At 64.3% G+C, this 23,978-nt stretch carries 26 protein-coding genes; 15 read left to right on the plus strand and 11 right to left on the minus strand.

Annotation, left to right across the window (positions count from 1 at the left end; translation table 11 throughout):
• Positions 1-33 precede the first annotated feature (33 nt).
• The 5 genes from NKH37_RS21585 to NKH37_RS21605 all read left to right on the plus strand — a co-directional run bounded on the left by NKH37_RS21585 (position 34) and on the right by NKH37_RS21605 (position 2,718).
• Positions 34-432, plus strand: a complete 399-nt coding sequence (locus NKH37_RS21585) for an AtpZ/AtpI family protein (protein ID WP_023716852.1) — start codon at positions 34-36, stop codon at positions 430-432.
• Between the two features lie 70 nt (positions 433-502).
• The gene (locus NKH37_RS21590) at positions 503-1,261 is read left to right on the plus strand and encodes a F0F1 ATP synthase subunit A (protein WP_023716853.1); all 759 of its coding nucleotides are present in this window, start codon (positions 503-505) and stop codon (positions 1,259-1,261) included.
• A 67-nt stretch (positions 1,262-1,328) separates the two neighbouring features.
• Entirely contained in the window at positions 1,329-1,553 is a 225-nt protein-coding gene (locus tag NKH37_RS21595) for a F0F1 ATP synthase subunit C (RefSeq protein WP_006206606.1), read from the plus strand.
• 81 nt (positions 1,554-1,634) lie between these two features.
• On the plus strand, positions 1,635-2,216 hold the full coding sequence (locus NKH37_RS21600) for a F0F1 ATP synthase subunit B (RefSeq protein ID WP_023716854.1): 582 nt from the start codon (positions 1,635-1,637) through the stop codon (positions 2,214-2,216).
• Between the two features lie 10 nt (positions 2,217-2,226).
• Positions 2,227-2,718, plus strand: coding sequence for a F0F1 ATP synthase subunit B (locus NKH37_RS21605; RefSeq protein WP_023716855.1), 492 nt, complete (start codon positions 2,227-2,229; stop codon positions 2,716-2,718).
• Positions 2,719-2,975: 257 nt separating this feature from the next.
• On the opposite strand, the gene rnhB is transcribed toward NKH37_RS21605, so the two are convergent.
• Positions 2,976-3,671, minus strand: a complete 696-nt coding sequence (gene rnhB / locus NKH37_RS21610) for a ribonuclease HII (protein WP_352483735.1) — start codon at positions 3,669-3,671, stop codon at positions 2,976-2,978.
• Between the two features lie 166 nt (positions 3,672-3,837).
• Complete coding sequence (locus NKH37_RS21615; RefSeq protein ID WP_352483734.1) at positions 3,838-4,992, minus strand: PA0069 family radical SAM protein; 1,155 nt, start codon at positions 4,990-4,992, stop codon at positions 3,838-3,840.
• 151 nt (positions 4,993-5,143) lie between these two features.
• On the opposite strand from NKH37_RS21615, the gene NKH37_RS21620 reads away from it, so the two are divergent.
• Entirely contained in the window at positions 5,144-5,647 is a 504-nt protein-coding gene (locus NKH37_RS21620) for a glycosyltransferase (RefSeq protein WP_352548747.1), read from the plus strand.
• Between the two features lie 189 nt (positions 5,648-5,836).
• Entirely contained in the window at positions 5,837-6,811 is a 975-nt protein-coding gene (locus NKH37_RS21625) for a phytanoyl-CoA dioxygenase family protein (protein ID WP_023716859.1), read from the plus strand.
• A gap of 33 nt (positions 6,812-6,844) precedes the next feature.
• Here NKH37_RS21625 and moaB read toward each other — a convergent pair whose 3' ends face one another.
• The 6 genes from moaB to NKH37_RS21655 form a co-directional block, all read right to left on the minus strand.
• Complete coding sequence (gene moaB / locus NKH37_RS21630) at positions 6,845-7,387, minus strand: molybdenum cofactor biosynthesis protein B (protein ID WP_023716860.1); 543 nt, start codon at positions 7,385-7,387, stop codon at positions 6,845-6,847.
• Entirely contained in the window at positions 7,374-8,276 is a 903-nt protein-coding gene (locus NKH37_RS21635) for a 4-(cytidine 5'-diphospho)-2-C-methyl-D-erythritol kinase (protein WP_023716861.1), read from the minus strand. The genes moaB and NKH37_RS21635 overlap by 14 nt, the downstream gene beginning before the upstream one ends.
• Before the next feature lie 26 nt (positions 8,277-8,302).
• Positions 8,303-8,488, minus strand: coding sequence for a membrane protein (locus NKH37_RS21640; protein ID WP_023674078.1), 186 nt, complete (start codon positions 8,486-8,488; stop codon positions 8,303-8,305).
• An 80-nt stretch (positions 8,489-8,568) separates the two neighbouring features.
• On the minus strand, positions 8,569-9,426 hold the full coding sequence (locus NKH37_RS21645; RefSeq protein ID WP_023716862.1) for a S49 family peptidase: 858 nt from the start codon (positions 9,424-9,426) through the stop codon (positions 8,569-8,571).
• Between the two features lie 87 nt (positions 9,427-9,513).
• A complete protein-coding gene (locus tag NKH37_RS21650; RefSeq protein WP_352483733.1) occupies positions 9,514-10,314 on the minus strand; it encodes a tRNA1(Val) (adenine(37)-N6)-methyltransferase in 801 nt (266 codons plus the stop codon).
• Positions 10,314-10,538, minus strand: coding sequence for a putative signal transducing protein (locus NKH37_RS21655; RefSeq protein WP_023716864.1), 225 nt, complete (start codon positions 10,536-10,538; stop codon positions 10,314-10,316). Before NKH37_RS21655 ends, NKH37_RS21650 begins: the two co-directional genes overlap by 1 nt.
• Before the next feature lie 160 nt (positions 10,539-10,698).
• On the opposite strand from NKH37_RS21655, the gene NKH37_RS21660 reads away from it, so the two are divergent.
• Positions 10,699-11,715, plus strand: coding sequence for a polyprenyl synthetase family protein (locus NKH37_RS21660; protein WP_023716865.1), 1,017 nt, complete (start codon positions 10,699-10,701; stop codon positions 11,713-11,715).
• 25 nt (positions 11,716-11,740) lie between these two features.
• On the opposite strand, the gene NKH37_RS21665 is transcribed toward NKH37_RS21660, so the two are convergent.
• Positions 11,741-13,177 carry an MFS transporter gene (locus NKH37_RS21665; protein ID WP_198030447.1) on the minus strand — a complete coding sequence of 479 codons (1,437 nt, stop codon included), beginning with the start codon at positions 13,175-13,177 and terminating at the stop codon, positions 11,741-11,743.
• Between the two features lie 104 nt (positions 13,178-13,281).
• Between NKH37_RS21665 and NKH37_RS21670 the strand changes: the two genes are divergently transcribed.
• The 3 genes from NKH37_RS21670 (at position 13,282) to NKH37_RS21680 (ending at position 17,137) form a co-directional block, all read left to right on the plus strand.
• Positions 13,282-13,887, plus strand: coding sequence for a TetR/AcrR family transcriptional regulator (locus NKH37_RS21670; RefSeq protein WP_023716867.1), 606 nt, complete (start codon positions 13,282-13,284; stop codon positions 13,885-13,887).
• Positions 13,888-14,352: 465 nt separating this feature from the next.
• A complete protein-coding gene (locus tag NKH37_RS21675; protein ID WP_023716869.1) occupies positions 14,353-16,128 on the plus strand; it encodes a tetratricopeptide repeat protein in 1,776 nt (591 codons plus the stop codon).
• 64 nt (positions 16,129-16,192) lie between these two features.
• Positions 16,193-17,137 carry a glycine--tRNA ligase subunit alpha gene (locus NKH37_RS21680; protein ID WP_023716870.1) on the plus strand — a complete coding sequence of 315 codons (945 nt, stop codon included), beginning with the start codon at positions 16,193-16,195 and terminating at the stop codon, positions 17,135-17,137.
• Here NKH37_RS21680 and NKH37_RS21685 read toward each other — a convergent pair.
• Positions 17,134-17,307 carry a hypothetical protein gene (locus NKH37_RS21685; protein ID WP_023716871.1) on the minus strand — a complete coding sequence of 58 codons (174 nt, stop codon included), beginning with the start codon at positions 17,305-17,307 and terminating at the stop codon, positions 17,134-17,136. The genes NKH37_RS21680 and NKH37_RS21685 overlap by 4 nt on opposite strands.
• 277 nt (positions 17,308-17,584) lie before the next feature.
• Here NKH37_RS21685 and glyS point away from each other — a divergent pair, with 277 nt between their 5' ends.
• Positions 17,585-20,167, plus strand: coding sequence for a glycine--tRNA ligase subunit beta (gene glyS / locus NKH37_RS21690; RefSeq protein WP_023716872.1), 2,583 nt, complete (start codon positions 17,585-17,587; stop codon positions 20,165-20,167).
• 29 nt (positions 20,168-20,196) lie between these two features.
• Here glyS and NKH37_RS21695 read toward each other — a convergent pair whose 3' ends face one another.
• Positions 20,197-20,628: a hypothetical protein gene (locus NKH37_RS21695; protein ID WP_023716873.1), complete on the minus strand. Its 432-nt coding sequence runs from the start codon at positions 20,626-20,628 to the stop codon at positions 20,197-20,199.
• Between the two features lie 159 nt (positions 20,629-20,787).
• On the opposite strand from NKH37_RS21695, the gene NKH37_RS21700 reads away from it, so the two are divergent.
• The 3 genes from NKH37_RS21700 (at position 20,788) to NKH37_RS21710 (ending at position 23,969) form a co-directional block, all read left to right on the plus strand.
• Positions 20,788-21,768 carry an L-threonylcarbamoyladenylate synthase gene (locus NKH37_RS21700; RefSeq protein WP_023716874.1) on the plus strand — a complete coding sequence of 327 codons (981 nt, stop codon included), beginning with the start codon at positions 20,788-20,790 and terminating at the stop codon, positions 21,766-21,768.
• An 18-nt stretch (positions 21,769-21,786) separates the two neighbouring features.
• Entirely contained in the window at positions 21,787-23,217 is a 1,431-nt protein-coding gene (locus tag NKH37_RS21705) for an FAD-binding oxidoreductase (protein ID WP_023716875.1), read from the plus strand.
• Positions 23,218-23,402: 185 nt separating this feature from the next.
• On the plus strand, positions 23,403-23,969 hold the full coding sequence (locus NKH37_RS21710) for a DUF6101 family protein (protein WP_023674094.1): 567 nt from the start codon (positions 23,403-23,405) through the stop codon (positions 23,967-23,969).
• The last annotated feature ends 9 nt before the right edge of the window (positions 23,970-23,978 follow it).

Raw genomic sequence — 23,978 nt, forward strand, 5'->3', positions numbered from 1 at the left:
GACGGTGACGGTCTGACCGGGCAGGGGGGTTGCGTGGCCGACAAGAATGGGCCAGACGGAACCGGAAAAACCGGCCGCGGCAAGCAGCATGAAGCCGACATCCGCGACGACGATCTTGAGCGCCGTCGGCGCGACCTTGAAGCATCGCTTGCGACAAGGCGGCCGGACCGGCTCGAGGGGAAAGACGACGCGAAAGCGGGCAGTGTGGCCGGGTACGGCCAGGCGCTCAAGCTGTCCAGCGAGTTCATCGCCGGGATAGTGGTCGGCGCGGCTCTCGGCTGGTTTATCGATCGCGTGGCGGGGACATCGCCATGGGGTCTGATAGTCGGGCTGTTGCTGGGTTTTGGCGCCGGCGTGCTCAATGTCCTGCGTTCAGCCGGGCTTGTGTCGGAATTCGGAACGGGCGACAAACCGCGCGATCCGAAAGAATGAATTGAGGCGCCGCATGCCGGCGCATTGAACAGGATACTCAAGCCGTCTGCGGCTTCGATGGGGATTTAAAGTGGCTGCTGACAAGGTCGATCCGATCCACCAGTTCCAGATTCAGCCGATCATTCCGATTCACATCGGCGGCTACGACCTGTCTTTCACCAATTCGGCTCTGTTTATGCTTGCGACGGTTGCTGTTGCATCGGCGTTTCTCTACCTCAGCACGTCGAGCCGCAGCCTCGTTCCCGGCCGCCTTCAGTCGGTCTCGGAAATGGCCTATGAATTTGTCGGCAATATGCTGAGGGACGCCGCGGGCACGCAAGGCATGAAGTTCTTCCCCTTCGTGTTCTCGCTGTTCATGTTCGTGCTTGTCGCCAACCTGCTTGGCCTGTTCCCATATTTCTTCACCATCACCAGCCACATCATCGTCACCTTCGGCCTCGCTGCGCTGGTGATCGGAACGGTCGTCGTCTACGGCTTCACCAAGCACGGCTTTGGCTTCCTGAAGCTGTTCGTCCCGCATGGCGTGCCGGTCTACCTGCTGCCGCTGGTGGTGCTGATCGAGGTGATTTCCTTCGTCTCGCGTCCGGTCAGCCTCTCGGTTCGTCTGTTCGCCAACATGCTTGCCGGTCACATCACGCTGAAAGTGTTCTCGGGCTTTGTCGTCAGCCTGAGCGCGCTCGGCGCGGTCGGCGTGGCGGGCTCGGTTCTGCCGCTGGCGATGGCCGTGGCGCTGACGGCGCTGGAGCTGCTGGTCGCGTTCCTGCAGGCCTACGTCTTTGCCGTGCTGACTTGCATGTATCTCAACGACGCCCTGCATCCCGGGCACTAACAAGGTTTCCGGCATTGCCGCCGGATCGAATTTGCAACGGAATTTTAGATCCCAAGGAGTTGAACAAATGGACGCAGAAGCAGCAAAGTACATCGGCGCCGGCATCGCATGCCTCGGCATGGGCGGCGCGGGCATTGGCCTCGGCAACATATTCGGCAGCTATCTGGCGGGCGCGCTGCGCAACCCGTCGGCCGCCGACGGCCAGTTCGGCCGCCTGATTTTCGGCTTCGCCGTGACCGAAGCGCTGGGTATTTTCTCGCTTCTCATCGCGCTTCTCGCCCTGTTCGGCTGAATACTTGTTCGGCTGAACATTGGGAAGAATTGAACAGGCCGGCCGCGATCCTGCGGCGGGTCTGAATTTCGGGGATAGTCCATGTTCGTGACATCTGCCTTTGCGCAAGAGTCCGCGCCCGCCGCAACGGAAGGCGAAACGCACGCCGCCACCGGCGTGCCTGCCGAGGCGCACGGCACGTTCCCGCCATTCAATCCGGCGACGTACCCGTCACAGCTGCTGTGGCTGGCAATCACTTTCGGGCTGTTCTACCTCTTCTTGAAGCGGGTAGTGATGCCGCGCGTCGGCGGCATCATCGACGTGCGCAACGACCGCATCACGCAGGATCTCGATCATGCTGCCCGGCTGAAAGGCGAGGCCGATGCCGCCGTTGCCGCCTATGAGCAGGAATTGGCGGAAGCCAAGGGCAAGGCCAATGCGATCGGCCAGCAGGCCAACGATGCGGCCAAGGCGGAAGCCGAGGCTGCCCGCAAGACGATCGAGGCAGCGCTTGACCAGAAGCTTGGCGAGGCCGAGGCGCGCATATCTTCCATCAAGGCCAATGCCATGAAGGAAGTCGGCACGATCGCCGAGGACACCGCTTCGGCCATCGTCGAGGCGCTGGTCGGCGGCAAGGCCAGCAAGGCCGAGATCGCGGCCGCGGTCAAATCCGTGGCCGGGTGAGGAGCGCATCATGGACGCCACATCTCTCGCGACGCTTTGGGCAACCGTTGCCCTCATAATCTTCCTCGGCATTGCCATCTACATCAAGGTGCCGGGCATGATCGCCAAGGCGCTCGATGCCCGTGCCGACAAGATCAGCAGCGAACTCGAGGAAGCGCGCCGGTTGCGCGAAGAGGCCCAGCAGTTGCTCGGCCAATATCAGCGCAAGCGCAAGGAAGCCGAGCAGGAGGCCGCGGCCATCGTCGCCGCCGCCAAGCGCGAAGCCGACATGCTCGCCGCCGAGGCGCACAAGAAGACCGAGGATTATGTCGCCCGGCGTACCGCCTTGGCAGAGCAGAAGATCGGCCAGGCCGAGCGCGAGGCGATCGGCGAAGTGCGCGCCAGCGCCGTCGACATCGCGGTCGAAGCCGCGCGCGCGCTGCTGGCCGGCAAGATCGACGCCAAGGCCGGCGCCGACCTTTTCAACGCCTCGCTGCAGGATTTGAAGTCGAAGCTGAATTAAGCGACGTCGTCGAGAAATTCATCCAAGGCCGCCTGGGAAACCTGGCGGCTTTTTTGTTAGCGAAAGCGGCTGAGCGCAAATCTCCCCCTGTAAGGCCCCTCGAGGGGGAGATGTCGCCGAAGGCGACAGAGGGGGTCAGTACGTCCTGGCGCGACGCCATGTGGGACGAAAGAGAAGGTTGGCGCTTCACGCGAGGCGACCCCCTCTGGCCTGGCCATCTCCCCCTCGAGGGGGAGATTACGCCTAGCCGCTTTCGCTCAATCCAGGCCCGAAAGGCCCTCTTCCTCCAGCACCTCGGTGCCGCCGAACCGGAACGGCGCGAAGGAGGCGCGGTGCAGCCGTGCCACTGGCCCGTGCAGATCGATCGCCGTGCGATGGCGCACAGTGGCGTAGCCCATATGCAGCTCGAAGCCGTAACGCGCATGATGGCTGCCGCAGCCGCACATCATGCGGTCGCGCAACACCTTGGCGACGATCGAGGCTGCAGCGATCGACTGCGAGCGCTGGTCGCCCTTGATCAGCGCTTTGCCCTCGCAGGGCAGGCCGGGCGGCACGTCGCGGCCGTCGGCCAGCGCCAGCTTCGGCCGGATTGACAGGCCGGCCACTGCACGGCGCATCGCCTCCAGGCTGGCCTTGAGGATGTTGGAGGCATCGATGCCTTCGGCGCTGACCGAGGCCATCGATACGGCGAGTGCGGAGCCGAGGATTTTCAGGAACAGCGCCTCGCGCTGCAAATGCGTCAGCCGCTTGGAATCATCGAGGCCGTCGGGGATGTTGGCGGGATCGAGCACCACCGCTGCAGCCACCACCGGCCCGGCGAGCGGGCCGCGGCCGGCCTCGTCCATCCCCGCCACCGGCCACAGGCCTTCGGCCATCGCCTTCGTCTCGAACGAGAAGTCGGGTTTCTCGACGATTTCGAAGAGAAGCGGAGAATCGGAACGCGGGCGAGCCATGGTGCGGCGAGGTTCGCATCGGCTCCGATTCTCCGCAAGTCCCCTCCGGGTCGGGCGGGGCACCGGACCAGGAGGGGCTACCGTCTGCAAGCCCGGGGACAGGACAGGCCGGACGGGATTTTTCGCCTGCTGCGGCCGCTTCAAGCGGCTGGCGCGAGACGCTTTGTCACAGCAGCATCAGCTGCTCGGTTGCCTTGGCGGCGGGGACGAACCGGTCGGTCCTCAGCGAGCGCCGCTCGGCATTGAGGCCGAGCCGTTTGGCGGCGATCTCGAAACGGCGGCCGATCTGCCAGGCATAAGGGCCGGAGCCTTTCATGCGCTTGCCCCATTCCGAATCGTAGTCCTTGCCGTCGCGCATCGAACGGATCAGCGACATGACGTGGCGATAGCGGTCGGGATAGTGGCGCAGCAGCCAGTCCTTGAAGATCGGCGCGACCTCCAGCGGCAGGCGCAGCAGCACATAGCCCGCTTCACGCGCGCCCGCTGCCTGCGCCGAATCGAGGATGCGCTCCATTTCCGAGTCGGTCAGTCCGGGGATGATCGGCGCGACCATCACCGAGGCCGGAATGCCGGCGTCCGAAAGCTGCCTGATCGCCTCCAGCCGCTTGGTCGGCGTCGACGCGCGCGGCTCCATCGTTCTGGCCAGCATCCTGTCCAATGTCGTCACCGACAGTGCCACCTTGGCCAGCCCGCGTTCGGCCATGCGTGACAGAATGTCGATGTCGCGTGTCACCAGCGCTGACTTGGTGACGATGCCGACCGGATGCCCGCGCGCCTCCAGCACTTCGAGGATCTCGCGCATGATCCGGTATTGCTTCTCGATCGGCTGGTAGGGATCGGTGTTGGTGCCGATGGCGATGGTGCGCGGCTGGTAATTATCCCTGGACAATTCCTTGTCGAGCAGCCGCGCCGCATCCGGCTTGGCAAACAGCTTCGATTCGAAATCCAGCCCCGGCGACAGGCCCATGAAGCTGTGCGTCGGCCGCGCGAAGCAATAGACGCAGCCATGTTCGCAGCCGCGATAGGGATTGATCGAGCGGTCGAAGGAGATGTCGGGCGATTCGTTGCGGGTGATGATGGTGCGCGGCTTCTCGACCTGTACCTCGGTCTTGAACGGTGGCAGCTCCTCCAGCGAGTTCCAGCCGTCGTCGAACACATGCCGGCTGACCGGCTCGAAACGGCCGGACGGATTGATGCCCGCCGACCTGCCGCGATTGCGGTCCGGACGGACGCGCATGCCGCTCTGCTCGATCATCGCATTCGCCATCTCGGCCCTGCCAGCGCCGAAGGCGGCAATGTCGGCACGCACGATCTGTTCCATTTTGGCCCTTTCCCAGGGACTGTCCGCCCGCTGTCGAATCGCTCTGCTCATGAATGTATTCCTATCGCATTGAGTGGAACAAAGCAAGAACTTTCTGATGGCGCGCCGCAAAAACTGGCGCTGCCCACCGCTTTCCGCTATTCGGCTAAACATGCTCAGCGTCCTGATCGAAACCCTGAACGACGAGGAGGGCCTCGCCCGCACGCTCGCCTCGCTGATCGGCGGTGCGGTCGAAGGCGTGGTGCGCGACGTTCTCGTCTGCGACACCGGCTCGACCGATCAGACGCACCGCGTCGCCGAACATGCCGGCTGCCACTATGTCAGCGGCGGCATCGCCGCCGGCATCAGGCAGGCCAAGGGCGACTGGCTGCTCTTGCTGGAACCGGGCGCGCGGCTGGGGGAGGGCTGGATCGACGAGGTCGTCGCCCATACTGCTAGGCAAACCATGGCGGCGCGATTTTCGCGGGCACGCGGCAGCCGCGCGCCGTTCCTGTCGCGGGTCTTTGCCGGAAATCGCGCCCTCGCCGAAGGCTTGGTGATCAGCAAGCGTCACGCCGCTGCGCTGTCGAAGGGCGCCCGCAGCGCCGAAGCCATCGCCCGCGGCCTGGCGACAAGAAGGCTCCACGCCGAGATCTGGGTGGCGCCGCGGAAGTGACGGCTTACCATCCCGGCCTAGGGAACGCCGCCCAAGCAAATTTTCTGGCGGGTTGTCGTTTATTGTGCATTGCACAAAATCTGGCCGGGGGTTACCATTCCCAGCGATACGGGCGAATGGGTTTGGGGTGTGCCGGAGCGGCGACGACGACTATCGTCGATGCTGTTCCCTCGACATTTGAGGACCCCGATGACCCTTTCAAGCCCTGACAAGTCCGGCGCTGCAAGCCTCGAGGCGATCGCACGCAACGGCGGTACGCTGCGCCGCATCGCCGCCCGCATTCCGACCTATCTTTCCGACCTTCGCGAGAATCCGGCATGGCTGCCGATGTTCATGCTGGCGCGCACCATGCCGGCGCGGCGGCTGCACTGGCGCGGTGCGAAGCCGGTTCGGCCGGCGCGCAATGTCAGTGAAACGATGTTCGCCGGCGTCGATCGCGATGCCGTCGTCGGCGCGCTGCGGACGGAGGGGCTCTATTCGGGCCTGACGCTGCCAGCCGCCATCCATGAGGAGATCGCCCGCTTCGCCGAGCACACGCCATGCTTCGGCAATTTCGACCGCCGGCTGGAATTCCTGCCCGAAAAACACGCCGATGCAGAAAAGCATTTCGGCCGCCCGCTGCTCAGCGGCCACTATTTCGAGCGGGTCCTCGACTGCAACGCTGCGGTCGCCGTGCAGCGCGATCCGCTACTCCTCGACATCGCAGCGCACTATCTCGGCAGCCAGGCCAAGCTGATCACCACCCGCGTCTGGTGGAGCTTTCCGACCGGTGGCGTCTCGGACGCCGACAAGAACATGGCTTCGCTCGGCAAATACCATTTCGACCTCGACGACTGGCGCATGCTGAAGTTCTTTTTCTACCTGGTGCCGGTCGACAACGACACCGGGCCGCATGTCTATGTCCGCGGCTCCCACAACCGCCGCATCCTGAAGCATCAGCTGACGCTTCTGGTCGGCCATTCGGCGGAAGAGGTGCTGGGCGTCTATGGCGAGCAGAGCCCGGTCACGCTGACGGGGCAGGCCGGTCTCGGCTTTGTCGAGGATCCGTTCGGCTTCCATATGGGTACCGTGCCGACGCGCACGCCACGACTGATGATGGAAGTCGGCTTCGGCGTCTCGCCGCCGTCGCGCCGGCGGTTTCACGGCGAGCCGGTCATTCGCTGAGGCGGGATCGCCCGGCTGATACCTCGCTCCGTCTCAGCCGCGCCGCAAATGCTCGTCCAGGCGCGGCATGATCTCGACGAAGTTGCAGGGCATGTGCCGATAGTCGAGCTGCGGCTTCAAAATGCCGTCCCAGGCGTCCTTGCAGGCGCCGGGCGAGCCCGGCAACACGAAGACGAAGGTGGCGTTGACGACGCCGCCGGTTGCCCGGCTCTGGATCGTCGAAGTGCCGATCTTGTCGTAGGAGATGCGGTGGAACACTTCGGAAAAGCCGTCCATGCGCTTTTCGAAGATCGGCTCCAGCGCCTCCGGCGTCACGTCGCGGCCGGTGAAGCCGGTGCCGCCGGTGGTGATGACGACATCGATCGCATCGTCCTTCGACCAGCCCAAAACCTTGTCGCGGATCTTGTCGCGGTCGTCGGTGACGATGTCACGAGCGGCGAGGATGTGGCCGGCCTCGGTGATGCGGTCGGCCAGGGTCTGCCCGGATTTGTCGTCGGCGAGGCTGCGCGTATCTGAAACGGTCAGTACCGCGATGCGTACGGGAACGAACGGGCGGCTCTCGTCAATCCTGGCCATGCGCCTCAGCCTCCGATGTCATGCTTCGCGTCGCGGCGACAAACCAGTCGGGATGGCGGCTGCGGATATCGACGGCCGCGCGCTTGGCCACATTGCCGGTCTCGAACAGCCCGAAACAGGTGGCGCCGGAACCAGACATTCTGGCAAAACCGGCTCCAGCCTTGTTGAGCACAGAAAGCGCCTTGCCGATGGCGGGCTGGATTGCACGCGCCGCAGGCTCGAGATCGTTGCGGGTGATCTCCAGCCAGTTGCGGATGCTGTGGAAGTCGAGGCTGTGCGGCAGCGGCGGCAGCCCCGCATTGTCGCGGCGGCCAAGCGCCTCGAACACTTCGGCCGTCGAGACGGCAGTTCCTGGATTGACGAGCACCAGACCCAGGGCCGGGAAACTCCGCACGAGCGTCAGCTCGTCGCCGATGCCGCGGGCTATCAGCGGCTTGGCTGCGAGGCACATCGGCACGTCGGCGCCAAGCGACAGGCCGATCCGCGCCAGTTCGGCATCGCCGATGTCGAGCCTCCAGGCCTGGACCAGAGCACGCAGCACAGCCGCCGCGTCGCTTGACCCGCCGCCGACGCCGGACGCGACCGGCAGGTTCTTTTCGAGCCTGATGGCGACAGCCGGCGCATGCTGGGGACCGGCCTCGCGACGCAGCGCGTCGCGCGCTTTCGCCACCAGATTATTGTCGTCGGCCGGTACCGCGGAGGCGTATTTGCCGGACACGGAAAACCCGTCGCTGTCGGCAAGTTCCGTCTCGATGCGGTCGCCGAAGCGCGTGAACACAGCCAGGCTTTCGATCGTGTGATAACCGTCGGCGCGCCGGCCGGTGACGTGCAGCGCGAGATTTATCTTGGCGTGCGCATGCGATGCCCGGATGCTGGTCTCGGAATCCACTGGCTCGGCCGCGAGGGAGACGACGGTCAATCCTTGGCCAGACGGTATTCGCCGGTCTTCGGATCCTTGACCAGCGTTCCCATCGTACCGTTGGCGGCTTGCTTTTCGGTACGCCGCACCTTGGCGGTCACCCGCTCGGCTTCCCTGACGAAGGAGCGGTAGCCGAAATAGGCGGCAATGCCGACGACGGCGAAGAAGATGATCTGCGGCATGTCAAACTCTCCCTCGCAAGGCCGGCAAGACGGCCGGTCGGGTCGGTTGATGATTTATGCTAGACGCTTTCACCGGCTTTTCAAAGCCCGAAGCGCGCCCACAGCGCGCGCTCTTCCGCCGCATCGATGACGCCGCTTGCCGCGGCGGCGGCAATATCGGGCGCCGAAAAACTCGAGCCGAACAGGCCGAAGCGGCCGAACAGGCCGCGCGGCGCGGTGATCAGCTTGAGCTGGGTCTTCGGCCCGAAACGGCTTTTCAGCACGCTGCGCATGTCGCCGAGGGCATCGACCAGCCCGAGCTCGAGCCCCTTCTTGGCCGTCCAGAACAGGCCGGTGAACAGGTCGGGATCGTCCTTGAGCTTGCTGCCGCGCCTATCCTTGACGAGATCGATGAAGGTCTCGTGGACCTCGAGCTGCAGCGCCTTCAGGCGCTCGACGTCTTCCTTCTTTTCCGGTTTGAACGGGTCGAGCACCGCCTTGTTCTGGCCGGCGGTGTGGACGCGGCGCTCGACGCCGATCTTCTTCAACAGCTCCGGAAAGCCGAACGAGGCCGACACCACGCCGATCGAGCCGACGATGGAGGACGGGTCGGCAAAGATCTCGTCGCCGGCGACCGCGATCATGTAGCCGCCCGATGCCGCCACGTCCTCGACGAAGACCAGGACCTTCTTGTTTTTCTCCGTTGCCAGGTCGCGGATGCGCCTGAAAATCAGCCGCGACTGCACCGGCGAGCCGCCTGGCGAATTGATCGAGATGGCGACCGCCGGCGCGTCGAAGGAAAACAGCTTTTCGAGAAGGCCGGCAGTCGACGCCAGCGACAGGCTCGGCCGGAACTGGCCGCCGCCGGGCATGATGGTGCCGTGCAGCCGGATGACCGGAATGGTGACGACGTTCGAGCGCCAGGATTTCGGCAGCAGGCGATTGAAAAGACGTTTCACGAGGGGGCTGTCTCCGGTCGATTTGCTTGAGGCATGTAGGAATTCGCCGGCCAACGGCAATGCCGTCACCCCGGCAATCAAAATGGATCAGTCTCCGAACAGCGACGCCAACCCGTTATTGATCAGCTCTGCCCGTTCCGAGGGGCCATTGCCTGAATAGGCATGCAGCATCAGCGGCGGCCGGATCGACAGCTTGCCGCGTGCGCCGAGTGCTGCCCGGACGACGATGCGGATCGCTGCCGCTTCGGGGCGAGGATGGACGGCCAGCATCTCGGCATCGCCGAAGCGGCCGGCAATGGCATCGAGGATGGCGCCGAGCTGTTCCGGCCGGGCAATGACGGCCAGCCCGCCGCCCGGCCTGACCACCGCCGCCGCGCTGCGGATCCAGCTGTCGAACAGCCCGTCCTCCGCGACATGCGCGGCCTTTCTCAGCGGATCGGGCGTCGCGCGATCCTCGGCGGCATTGAACGGCGGGTTCATGATGACGAAATCGAAGCTGTTATCCTCGAGGCCGGCGGCCATTCGCGCCCGGCCCGACAGCGCGACATCGGCGACGAGCACCGAGGCGCGGTCGCTGAGATGCGCGTTGCCGGGATGGGCAAGCGTGGTTGTGGCGAAGGCCGCCATTTCCGGAGAACGCTCGACGAGCACTGCCTCGGCACCGGGGCAGCGCGACAGTACCGCCAGGCCGGCGGCACCGGCACCCGCGCCAAAGTCTGCAAGCCGCCCGGCGAACGAGGACGGCACGGCAGCCGCCAGCATCATCGCATCCATGCCGGCGCGGTGACCTGCCTTTCTCGGCTGCACCAGCCAGAAGCGACCGCGATGGAAGGCATCGACCGTATGAGCCGGCATGTCCGGGACAAGGGCAGCGGGCGACGCGGACATTATTTTTGGCGGATCTCGTTGGCGATGCCGGCATCCGTCAGGATGCGCCGCGCCGCATCGGCCTTGTCGGCGTCCACCATGACACGGCGGGGCAGAATGCCGATCGAGCCGTCGAGCACGCTCATGTTCTGGTCGGCGACGAAAAAGCCGATGCCGGCATCGCGCATTAGCGATTCGACAAAGGAAATGATGACGGCGTCGTTGGTGCGGATGAGCTCTATCATCGGATGAAACTCGCAGTTTGCGGCGTTGATGTAAACGTGGACGTGATTATGTACCAGAGCCGCCGCGCCAATTCGCCTCTTGCCGCACCGGTGGCTGCCGCCCTAGAGTCTGTCCAGGGACCATGTTGCCGTCGTGCATATCGAGGTTGGGAGTTTTGCCGTGGGTGTCGTTCTCAACATTGAAAACGGGAAGCGGGAAGCCGCCTCGATCAAGGACCTTATCGACCTGACCGCCGCCGACATGGGGCGCGTCAATGAACTGATCCTGTCGAAGGCCGGCTCCGACGTCGAGATGATCCCGGAGATTGCCAACCACTTGATCTCGTCCGGCGGCAAACGGCTGCGGCCGATGCTGACGCTCGCCGCCGCCCAGATGTTCGGCTATTCCGGTGACGGCCACGTCAAGCTCGCCACCTCGGTCGAATTCATGCACACCGCGACACTTCTCCACGACGACGTTGTCGACGAAAGCGGCATGCGGCGCGGCAAGAAGACGGCGCGCATGATCTGGGGTAACCAGGCCAGTGTTTTGGTCGGCGATTTCCTGCTCGGCCAGGCCTTTCGCATGATGGTCGATGTCGGCTCGCTGGAAGCGCTCGACATCCTGTCGAGTGCGGCTTCGGTCATCGCCGAAGGCGAGGTGATGCAGCTCGCCGCCGCCAAAAACCTCGAGACCACCGAGGATGAGCATTTCGCCGTGATCAAGGCCAAGACCGCGGCGCTGTTTTCGGCCGCCGCCGAGGTCGGCCCGGTCATCGCCCAGGCGACGCGCAATGATCGCGCAGCACTCCGCTCCTACGGCATGAATCTCGGCCTTGCCTTCCAACTGATCGATGATGCGCTGGATTACGGCGGCACCAGCAAGGACCTCGGCAAGAATGTCGGCGACGATTTCCGCGAGGGCAAGGTGACGCTGCCGGTGATCCTCGCCTATCGGCGCGGCACAAAGGCCGAGCGCAGCTTCTGGAAACGCGCCATCGAGGACAATGCCGCCGACGATGCCGGACTGGAGAAGGCCGTCGGCCTGATGCTCCGCCACGGCGCAATTGCCGACACCATCGGACGCGCCCGCCACTTCGGCGAGATCGCCCGTGACGCGCTGGCGCCGCTCGAGGCGACGCCGCAGAAATCGGCGCTGATCGACGTCATCGATTTCTGCATCAGCCGGGTGAATTGACAGGCGTCGGCGCCCGCGCCTGTTCTCATCGCGCCTTTGCCGGAAGAACCATTGCTGCGAGCAGGCTGACGACGATGCCCGCCGCCGCGAGCCAGAAGGCGACCTGGATGCCGTCGGCGACGGCAATTTTCAAGGCATTGCCGGACAATTCGCCGATTTGGCTGTTCGCAATCGCAATCAGCACGGCCATGCCGACGGCATTGCCGACATTGAGTGTCGTCGAAGCCATCCCCGAGGCGACGCCTTGCTGATCATGCGCAACGCCGGAAGCGGCGGCAATCCACATTGCTGTCCAGACGATGCCTTGTCCAACGCCGGAGACGATCAGGCCGGGTACGAGGGACAGATAGCTGCTCTCCGCGGTCGCGCCTGATACCATCAATGCTGTGCCTACCGCGCCGACGATCATGCCGCCGACCAGCGTGCTGCGCGTCGAAAAGCGCGTCGCCAGACGCTCGCCGGCTTGCGTGCCGGTGGCGATGGCGACCGACGGCACGAGAAAGGCGAGGCCCGTCTGCAAGGCGGTGAAGCCGTGCACGTTCTGCAACAGCACGGTGAGGAAGTAGGGCAGCGCTCCGAAAGTGGCCATGTAGAGGAAGGTGATCGTCATGCCGGCGACGAGGCTGCGGTTGTGGAACAGGCGCAGCGGCATCAGCGGATCGGCGCTCTTCGCCTCGATCATCGTGAAAGCGATCAGGAAGAATGCCGCCAGTGCTGCACTGACGATGATTGCGGTCGATCCCCAGCCATATTCGGGCCCCTGAACCAGTGTGAAGACAAGCAAGGTCGCGCCGGCGGTGACGGTCAGCGCGCCCGGCAGATCGAAGCTGCGGTGCTCGTGCGGCTTCGGATCGCGCGGAATGATGGCGAAAGCCGCGATGATGGCGATCCCGGCCAAAAGCACGTTGACGTAGAAGACCGACGGCCAGCCGAAGGCGCTGGTCAGAAACCCGCCGGCAAGCGAACCGAGCGTCAGGCCGCTGGCGCCTGCGCCACCCCAGACGGCGAGCGCCCGGTTGCGTTCCGGTCCTTCGGCGAACAGACGGTTGATCAGCGACAGCGTCGCCGGAAACAGGAAGGCGCCGCCGATGCCTTGCACGGCGCGGGCCGCAATGATGATTTGCGGCGACCATGCGAGGCCGCCGACCAGGGACGAGAGCGCGTAGAGCCAGAGCGCGAAGATGAAGACGCGGCGCTGGCCGATCAGGTCGGCGGCCCGGCCGCCGAACAGTAGGAAGCCGCCGGTGAACACGGTATAGGCGCTGACCACCCATTGCAGGGTCTGGCCTGAAAATCCGAGGCCGGCGCCGATCTCCGGCAACGCCACGAAGACGATGTTGAGGTCGAGCGCGATGATGAGCTGCGCGAAGGCGAGCAGCGCCAGCGTTGCGCCGCGCTTCGCGCTGGTTGTTCCTTGCGCTGCCATCGCCCCGAGCGGCGCGCCTTGATCGAGTGAACTCATGCCGGTCTCCTTGTCGACAATTATTTAATGATCGACAAAGAATTGAGATTTGCAATCCGAAGTCAAGCGGATTATTTGTTGATCGACAAAAATTGGAGACCGCCATGGCAGGCAGGCCAAGGGAATTCGACCGCGACCAGGCGCTTGAGAAAGCCCGCGACGCCTTTTGGAGACGCGGCTACGAGGGCACCTCGATGGCCGATCTCGTATCGGCGCTTGGCCTCGCATCGGCGCGCATCTATGCCGCCTTCGGCTCGAAGGAGGACCTGTTTCGCGAAGCGGTGGCGCTTTACGAAGCCAATGAGGGCGGCTTCGCCACGCGCGCGCTGCAGGAAGAACCAAACGTCCGGCGCGTCATCGAGCGCATGCTTCGCGACGCCGTCGAAATCTATACGCGGCCGGGGCGGCCGCAGGGCTGCATGGTGGTGACGGCCGCGACCAATTGCGCCGTCGAAAATGACGCCGTGCTGCAATGGCTGGCGGAGCACCGGCTGGCACGTACCGCATCGATCGTCGAGCGATTGAAAAAGGCCGTGCGCGATGGCGAATTGAAGCCGGCCACCGACGCCGCGGCGTTGGGCGATTATTATGCCACGCTGATGCACGGCCTTTCGGTGCAGGCACGCGACGGCATTCCGAAAAAACGGCTGCACGATCTTGTCACCGTCGCCATGCAGGCGCTCGACGCAAGGCTTTCGCAAACGTCCTGAGTTCCGGGCCGTGACGCCTCACTTACCGGCTTGTTCGGCGGCCCTTCTGGGATTGACCTCCGGCGTCGGCGGCGGCGAACGCTGCTTCGTAGATACGATCGACGATGGCGAAGGCTTCTTCGTCGCGCGGCACTTCCAGCATCGGCGCCCCCATGGCTGGCGAAGCAAGAATTGAAATCTCATCCTGCCACGCAAAGTTGCATGGCGGAAGCTTTCAACCGATGGCGCTTATGGATCGCTTACGGCATCGGGCAAATAGCGACGCGCAGGCAGCGCCAAAGCGGACGCCACGCGGTCAAGGGTCGCAGTTCAGGCCCTTTCGGCATGGTTTATTAATTGCTTGACCCGATTGTGAATTCGGGCCGGGTTGAAGCACGACCCCAAAAAGGCCATGCTTTACCTGTAAAGATCGAGTCTACGGCGATCCCGCTGACGCGGAGATGGCGTTTGGCTGAAAGGGATATGATGCGGCAAGGATATGCGCGCTGGCTGACGGGGCTGGCAATCGCGACGGGCATGGCGATCTCGGCTCTGCCGGTCCATGCCAAACAGACCGCAGAGCCGGTCAGGATCACATCCTTCTCGGGGGCCTATCTCGCCGCCCGGATTGCCGAAGGCGACAACGACCTCGACAGCGCCGTCTCCTACTACAAGCAGGCGCTTGCCTTCGATCCGAACGATACGGGACTGCAGCAGAGCCTGATGCTGTCGCTGATCGCACAGGGGCGCTTCGATGAGTCCCTGGTCTACGCCGACAAGCTCAAGGCGGTTCCCGATGTCGAGCGCTTCTCGCGCCTGGCGCTGGCCATCGATTCCTTCCACAAGAAGGATTTCTCCAAGGCCGAATACTGGCTCAAGCTGTCGCTCGAATCCGATCTCGACCGGCTGATTTCCGGCGTCATGACCGGCTGGGCCAAGCAGGGTGCGGGTGACGCCGGCGAGGCCATGGCTTCCATCGACAAGCTGCAGGGCCCCGACTGGTTCGGCCTGTTCAAGTCCTTCCACCGTGCCTTGATTGCCGACGCCTCCGGCCTGCCCGACAGGGCGGATGCGCTCTACACCGCCACCCTGCAGGACACGGCCGCCGGCGGTGCCGCCCCCGAAACATGGATGCGCAACGCGCAGGCCTACGCCTCTTTCCTCGCCCGTAAGGGCGACAAGGCCAAGGCGCTGTCGGTGCTCGACCAGGCCGAGACATTTGCGCCCGGCAAGGTCGAGATTGCAGCCCTTCGCGACAAGATCAACAAGGGCGAAAGGATCCAACCCTTCGCTGCCGGCCCGTCGGACGGCGCCTCGGAAATCCTGCTCGATCTCGCCACCGCGCTCAACCGCGGCGGCGGCGAGCCGTTCGTGCGGCTTTATCTGCAATATGCGCTGGCGCTGCGGCCCGACAATGACGCGGCGCTCGTTCAGCTTGCCGCCGTTGCCGAGCAGTTGAAGGACGGCGAGGGCGCCATCGCGCTCTATCGCCGCATTCCCGCCGGTTCGCCGCTGAAGGAGCTTTCGGACCTGCAGCTCGGCCTCAACCTTGCCGATCTCGACCGCAACGACGAGGCGATCACCCACCTCAAGGCCATCGTCGATGCGCATCCCGACGACATGCGCGCCTATCTGGCGCTCGGCGGGGTCTATTCCTCGAAGGAGGATTTCCGCTCCGCCGCCAATCTTTATGACAAGGCGGTCGAGGTGCTGAAGACGCCGACCGCCGTCAACTGGAACATCTTCTACCAGCGCGGCATCGCCTATGAGCGGCTGAAGGAATGGCCGAAGGCCGAGCCGAATTTCCGCAAGGCGCTGGAGCTCTACCCCGACCAGCCGCAGGTTTTGAACTATCTCGGCTATTCCTGGGTCGACAAGGACATGAACCTCAAGGAAGGCCTCGCGATGATCCAGAAGGCCGTCGACCTGAGGCCGAGCGACGGCTACATCGTCGATTCGCTGGGCTGGGCCTATTATCGCCTTGGCCAGTTCGACGACGCTGTGCGCGAAATGGAACGCGCCGTTTCGTTGAAGCCGGAGGATCCGGTGCTCAACGATCACCTCGGCGACGCCTACTGGCGCGTTGGCCGCAAGCTGGAAGCCACCTTCCAGTGGAACCAGGCCCGCGACCTGAAGCCGGACCCGGACGTGCTTGCCGCCTTGCAGCAAAAGCTGATGAAGGGCCTGCCGCCGATCGAATCCAACACGGCGCAGGAAACCCCGAACGTAAAGCCCGAGCCGGCGCCCGCCCCGAAGGGGTGACCCCATCGCCTTGACGGTCGCGGAGCGGCACTCTACGAGGTGCCGCATCCCGCCGGAGGCCGCCGTGACCGTTGACATCCCTGCCCACACGCATCCCAGCCGCTCGTTCCAGGGGCTGATCCTGACCTTGCATAATTATTGGGCGGACTATGGCTGCGTCGTCCTCCAGCCTTACGACATGGAAGTCGGCGCCGGTACCTTTCATCCGGCAACGACATTGCGCGCGCTCGGCCCAAAACGCTGGAACGCGGCCTATGTCCAGCCCTCGCGCCGCCCCAAGGACGGCCGCTATGGCGAAAATCCGAACCGGCTGCAGCATTATTACCAATACCAGGTGATCCTGAAGCCCAATCCGCCCAATTTGCAGGAGCTTTACCTCGGCTCGCTGGCCGCGATCGGCATCGATCCGCTGCTGCACGACATCCGCTTCGTCGAGGACGACTGGGAAAGCCCGACACTGGGCGCCTGGGGACTGGGCTGGGAGTGCTGGTGCGACGGCATGGAGGTGTCGCAGTTCACCTATTTCCAGCAGGTCTGCGGCATCGAATGCGCGCCGGTGGCGGGTGAGCTCACTTACGGGCTGGAACGGCTGGCCATGTATGTGCAGGGCGTCGACAATGTCTACGACCTCAACTTCAACGGCCGCGAAGGCGCCGACAAGGTGACCTATGGCGACGTCTTCCTGCAGGCCGAGCAGGAATATTCGCGCCACAATTTCGAATTCGCCAACACGGTGATGCTGCTCAGGCATTTCGAAGACGCCGAGGCCGAGTGCAAGGCGCTGCTACAAGCCGGCGCGCCGGCGTCGAACGACAATCTGGCGATGCACAGGATGGTATTCCCCGCCTACGACCAGTGCATCAAGGCCAGCCATGTCTTCAACCTGCTCGACGCACGCGGCGTCATTTCCGTCACCGAGCGCCAGAGCTACATCTTGCGGGTGCGCAATCTGGCCAAAGCCTGCGGCGAGGCGTTTCTGCTGACGCAGGCGGGTGGAATGGCGGCTTAGCTCCAGGCGATTTCGACAGGGGCGCTGATTGGCAACGTGCCTTGGCCGCTTGCACCGGCTATTGTCCGCAGCGCCTGCCGGACGCCGGGCATCGAGAAGGCACCGTGCACCTGCGCTGTAAAACAGGCGCTGAGCGCGAGGATCTGCAGGAATGTCGATGCCGTTTTCATGGTCGTTCAGCCAATAGCTCTCTGCCTGAGCGTTGGTCGCTTCAGCGCTGCGTTCGGTTCATGGAAATCTTTGATCCAAGGACGGGCGGACCGGCGCGTGTCCGACAGGAGGCTGAATTTTTTCGGAAATCGCCGCTGGACGCCTTGATCGTGCTGGCCCGATCTTGCTGGGAAGGGTGACAGCAGCCGACCGAGTTGCTATGCCCCGCTTACCTCCGCCTCGATGGGGGAGGACGCCGCGAAGCGGCGGCTGTTTTTTGTCGCGTGAGCTCTTTCAATGCCTGACCTGCTTCTAGAACTTCGTTCCGAAGAAATCCCCGCTCGCATGCAGCGCAAGGCGGCCGGCGATCTCAGGAAGCTTTTGACCGACGGTCTGGTCGAAGCCGGGCTGACCTATGAGGCGGCGCGCGAACATTGGACGCCGCGTCGGTTGGCGCTCGACATCCGCGGCCTGACCGCCCGCTCGAAGGACATCAGCGAGGAGATCAAGGGCCCCTCGACCAAGGCGCCCGAGCAGGCGGTGCAAGGTTTTCTGCGCAAGGCCGGCCTTGCCTCGATTGCCGAGGCGCATGTCCATTCCGATCCGAAGAAGGGCGACTTCTATGTCGCCCATATTTCCAGGCCGGGCAGGTCGGCGGAGCAGATCATCGCCGAGCTGGTGCCGGGCATCATCCGCAACTTCCCCTGGCCGAAATCGATGCGCTGGGGACCGGCGTCGGCCAAGCCCGGGTCGCTGCGCTGGGTGCGGCCGCTGCAATCGATCCTGTGCACCTTCGGCCCGGAAACCGAGGAGCCGGTGGTGGTCGATTTCGAGATCGACGGTATCCGCTCAGGCAACGTCACCTACGGCCACCGTTTTCATGCGCCGGGCGCCATCACGGTGCGCCGCTTTGACGATTACGTCGCCAAGCTTGAAGCGGCCAAGGTCGTGCTCGATGCCGACCGACGCAAGGAGATCATTCTTGCCGATGCCAGGAACCTCGCCTTCGCCAGCGGGCTCGACCTCGTCGAGGACGAGGGGCTGCTGGAGGAAGTGTCGGGCCTGGTCGAATGGCCCGTCGTGCTGATGGGCGAATTCGAGCAGGATTTTCTGGCCATTCCGGCCGAGGTGATCCGGCTCACCATCCGCGCCAACCAGAAGTGTTTTGTGACGCGGCCGCATGGCGCGGGCGAAGAGCTCTCCAACCGCTTCATCCTGACCGCCAATGTCGAGGCCAAGGATGGCGGCAAGGAGATCGCCCATGGCAACGGCAAGGTGGTGCGCGCCCGCCTGTCCGACGCGCTCTATTTCTGGAAGACCGACCAGGGCGACCTGCCGGATCTCGACCAGTTGCAGGCATCGGCGGAAAAGTTCGGGCTTGACCTCAACAAGCCGCTCGACCAGCGCATGGCCCGCCTCGACCATCTCAATGTGACGTTTCATGCCAAGCTCGGCACGCAGGGCGAGCGGGTGGAGCGGATTGCGCGCTTGGCCGAAGAACTGGCACCAATCGTGGTGCGCGCAATCTCCCCCCTTGAGGGGGAGATGGCCGGCAGGCCAGAGGGGGTCGCTTCGCGTGAAGCGCCGGCATCCTCGGTCCACAAGAGAGAGTCGCGTCAGGACGCACCGATCCCCTCTGTCGCCTTCGGCGACATCTCCCCCTCAAGGGGGGAGATTACCGCGCTGGCGCGTCGCGCTGCCGTCCTCGCCAAGGCCGATCTCACCACCGAGGTGGTTGGCGAATTCCCGGAACTGCAGGGCGCCATGGGTCGCAAATACGCCCTGCTGCAACGCGAGCATCCGTCGGTCGCCGCTGCGATCGAGGAGCACTACAAGCCGCAGGGGCCGTCAGATCGCGTGCCGACTGATCCGGTATCGATCGCCGTGGCGCTCGCCGACAAGCTCGATACGCTGGTCGGGTTCTGGGCGATCGACGAAAAACCGACCGGATCGAAGGACCCCTATGCGCTGCGGAGAGCGGCGCTGGGGGTAACGAGGATACTGATTGAGAACGGGATTAGGTTGTCCCTGAAATCTGTGGCCAATATCGCGTCCGAAGATATTGCAGGTCACATACGCGATCCCAAACTCGACCGACAGTTCGAAATTGCTGCGGAGCTAGACCAGCAACTCGGAGGAGATTCGCTTACCGATCTCGTCATCGAACGCGATTCCGCAATCTCAAACAACACCTTTGAGCGTTCCGGAGAAAGGCAGCAGCAAGAGATCAACAATCTCCTCTCCTTCTTCCACGATCGCCTCAAAGTCTATCTCCGCGATCAGGGTGCGCGGCACGACCTGATCGACGCGGTGCTGGCGAGTGGCGCTGCCCCCTCATCCGGCCCTTCGGGCCACCTTCTCCCCGCTGGGGAGAAGAGGCTGGCACCGGCGTTGGCGACCTCTTCTCCCCTCGGGGAGAAGGTGGCCGCGAAGCGGCCGGATGAGGGGGCTTCGCAAAACGACGACCTTCTGCAAATCGTCCGCCGGGTCGAAGCCCTTGGCTCGTTCCTCGACACCGAGGACGGCAAGAACCTGCTTGCCGGCACCAAGCGCGCGGCCAACATCGTGGCTGCCGAAGAGAAGAAGGCGACAGCGATCGCAAGCAGCGTTGAGCCGGCTCTGTTCCGGGAGGGCGCCGAAAAAACCCTGTTCGCGGCGGTGAATCAGGCCGAGAGGCAAGCCGGCGAAGGAATTCAAAACGAAGACTTTTCCGCCGCCATGCTGGCGCTTAGCGTGTTGCGCGAGCCGGTTGATTCATTCTTTGAGAAAGTCCTGGTAAACGACGAGGACCAGGCGGTGCGCGCCAATCGCCTGGCATTGCTCGCCCGCATCCGCGCGGCGACCGACCGGGTCGCGGATTTCTCCAAGATAGCCGGCTGACGTCTGGGAAAAAATCATCGCTTGTGGCGCTATTTGGGCTGGTCGGGAGCTGCTAGCGGCGCAGGCTGCGGCGCTGCCGGCTCAGGGGTTTTGCTGGCGACCTTTGGATCGGCCTTGCTGTTCGCGGCGGGCGCGGCAGCGGTGGCCGGCGCGGCTTTGGGCGCAGGCGTTGCAAAGGCATCGCCGACGATACCGCCGCGAATGATCATCGGACTTCCGTCGAAGCCACGACTCGGCTGGCTCGGGATTGCCGCGACCTTTTCATCGGTGACGTTTTCATTGACGTCAGGCAACTTCTCGCCGAGCGCGACGATCGACCGTGTTTTCGCCCGTTCGAGCGCGCTGGCACTTACAACCGAAGGCGTCGCCGTCGTTTGCCCGAGAAAAACCAGCGATGAGGCCTGTGCCGTGCTGGCCATAACCGCCAGACCAAGCGCTCCAAGGATACGCATCGAAAGCATGATAATTCCCCTTGCCCAACAAGACGGCACCGTAGCCGAGGGCAGTTGATGCCGGCTTGCGGGGAAACATAGCATTTTAGCGATTTGCGATTCGCCAATGCCTGGGCTTGCTCGCCCGGCGTCGCCGTATTAGGCACCCGCATCCGTGAGGTGACGACAGTGGCTGAAATTCGTGCCGTCGGCGAGGCGATGGAAAGGGCGTTGGCGCTGCTCGAAAGCGGCGACGTCGTCGCCATACCGACCGAGACCGTCTATGGCCTGGCCGGCGACGCGACCAACGGCGTTGCCGTGGCTCGTATCTTCGAAGCCAAGGGCCGACCTCGCTTCAACCCGCTGATCGCCCATATAGCCGATCCGGCGATGGCCGAGCGCATCGCGCTGTTCGATCCGCTGTCGGAAAGATTGGCGCAGGTATTCTGGCCGGGGCCGCTGACGATGGTGCTGCCGCAACGGCCCAGCAACGGCATTCATCCGCTGGTCACCGCCGGTCTGGACACCATCGCGCTGCGCATGCCGAAAGGCTTTGGCGGCGAGCTGATTGCCAGGTTCGGTCGCGCGCTTGCGGCGCCCAGCGCCAATTCCTCGGGCAGGATCAGCGCCACGACGGCGGAAGCAGTGGCGGCCGACCTCGGTCCCAGGATCAAGCTTGTGGTCGATGGCGGCGCGACGCCGGTCGGGCTGGAATCGACCATCCTCAAGGTCGAAGCCGGAAAGCTGCGGCTGCTGCGACCGGGCGGCATTGCCGCCGAAGAGATCGAAGCAGTGGCCGGGACAAAGTTGCTGCGCGGCGCTTCGGGCATCGAGGCGCCCGGCATGCTCGCCTCGCATTACGCTCCGGGTGCGGCGGTGCGGCTCAATGCCGGCAAGGTCGCCACAGGCGAAGCCTTGCTGGCCTTCGGCCGCCGCCGTGCCGAGGGCTGGCGCGATGCAGCCGCACTGCGCAATTTGTCGGAGACCGGCGACCTGCGCGAGGCAGCAAGCAATCTCTTCGCTCATCTGCAGGATCTCGATGGCAGCGGCGCCAAAACCATCGCCGTCGAGCCGATCCCGTTCGAAGGGCTGGGCGAGGCGATCAACGACAGGCTTTCGCGCGCCGCCGCCCCGCGTGACAAGATCGCCCCTCGTGACAAGATGGATTGAGCACCATAGTTTCCACCCATGAACGACATTTCCCCCGACCTCGATCCTGCCGTCATCGCGCGCTTTGTGACAATCGTCGGCGACAAATATGCGCTGCGCGACCAGCAGGACATCGCGCCTTACCTCACCGAGCGGCGCGGACTTTGGCACGGCAGGACGGCGCTGGTGCTGAGGCCGGGCAGCGTCGAGGAGATCAGCCGCATCATGCGGCTGGCGACCGAAACGGGCATGCCGATTGTACCGCAAAGCGGCAACACCGGGCTGGTCGGCGCCCAGGTGCCGGACGCGTCCGGCCGCGAGATCGTGCTGTCGCTGTCGCGGCTAAACCGCATCCGTGAGATCGATACCCTGTCCAACACGGTGACGGTCGAAACCGGCGTCATCCTGCAAACGCTGCAGGAAGCGGCCGATGCCGCCGACCGGCTGTTTCCGCTGTCGCTTGCCGCGCAAGGCTCCTGCCAGATCGGCGGCAATCTCTCTTCCAACGCCGGTGGCACCGGCGTGCTTGCCTACGGCAATGCGCGCGAACTCTGCCTCGGCGTCGAAGTGGTGCTGCCGACCGGCGAAGTGTTCGACGATCTGCGCAAGCTGAAGAAGGACAATACCGGTTATGATCTGAAGGACCTGTTCGTCGGCGCCGAGGGTACGCTCGGCATCATCACCGCCGCCGTGCTCAAGCTTTTCCCCAAGCCCAAGGGGCGCGAGGTGGCGTTTGCCGGCCTGTCATCGCCGGAGGCGGCACTGTCGCTGTTCAGCCTCGCGATGGACCGTGCAGGGGCAGCGCTCACCGCCTTCGAGCTGATCGGCCAGAGGCCTTACGACTTCACGCTTGCCCACGCACAAGGCGTAGTGCGGCCGCTGGCCGGCGATTGGCCGTGGTATGTGCTGATGCAGATCTCGTCGGGCCGCTCGGCCGAGGATGCACGGGCGCTGATCGAAGAGGTGCTGGAGGCAGGCCTCGAGCAAGGGATCGTCGGCGATGCGGTGATCGCGTCAAGCATCGCCCAGGGCGATGCGTTCTGGAATTTCCGCGAAGTGCTGCCCGAGGCGCAGAGACCCGAAGGTGCCTCGATCAAGCACGACATCTCGGTGCCGGTGGCGTCGATCCCGCCCTTCATCGAAAAGGCCGCCGGCGCCGTGCAATCGGTCAGTCCCGGCGCACGCGTCGTCTGCTTCGGCCACATGGGCGACGGCAATCTGCACTACAACATTTCCCGGCCGGTCGACGGTGACGACGAGGCGTTTCTCGGCCTTTACCACGTCATGAACAAGGCCGTGCACGACGTCGTGCGCTCGTTTCATGGCTCGATCTCGGCCGAGCACGGCATCGGTCAGTTGAAGCGGGACGAATTGATCGCGACGGCGCCGCCGATGGCGATCGAGCTGATGCGCAGGGTGAAGGCCGCTTTCGATCCCGCCGGCATCATGAATCCCGGTAAGGTTATCTGATCCTTTCGCCGGCCCGCGCCGGTTCGTATTCCGATAACCATCCGCCTCGGATCAGCAAAATTTAACCGACTTTCTTAAGCGCGAGGATAAGAAGCTCGCGCTAATGTTTCTCCACAACGAGGCTGGGAAAACCGGCCCGGAGATCCGGAAACACCGGCTCTCAGGAGAAACAGGAAAGGCACGATATGAACACTGGACTGAAGCCAGTCTGGGCCGGGCGCAATATGCGCCTCGACCCATTCCGCCTGCCGCAGGTGGTGAGCTACGCCACGCGCGACGACTATGGCGACGTTACCTTCACCATCGATCAGCGCGGCGCGGTTATCCGCCGCACGCTGGAGATGAGTGGCGTGCCGGCGATCATCGCTCTGCCCGCCAACGCGTTTCGCGGCGTCGCCGCCCGCGCCATGGAGGATCCGGATGGCAATGTCACAGTGACGCTTGAGCTTCTGCACAACGACCCGATGCTGTCGGTGCCGCTGCTGGTCGCCGACGATCTCGACGACGTCGCCGCCGACTGGCGCGCCTGGGCCGACGCCTACCGCCTGCCGATGCTTCTGATCGAGGCCGACGGCATTGCCCGCACGCTGGAAGAATCGCTCGGCGCCGCCATCAAGGCGCTCCCGGCGCAGGACCGTCGCAAAGGTCGCGTCTCGACCATGCGCCGCCCGCGCTTCCTCGCCCGCCGCCGCGCCGGCGACCTCGGCCTCAGGCTGGTCATCGGCGGCGAGGAGCTTATTTCGCGGGAATAGGCCTGAGCG

This window comes from Mesorhizobium sp. M1217, assembly GCF_040318275.1.
Taxonomy (GTDB): domain Bacteria; phylum Pseudomonadota; class Alphaproteobacteria; order Rhizobiales; family Rhizobiaceae; genus Mesorhizobium.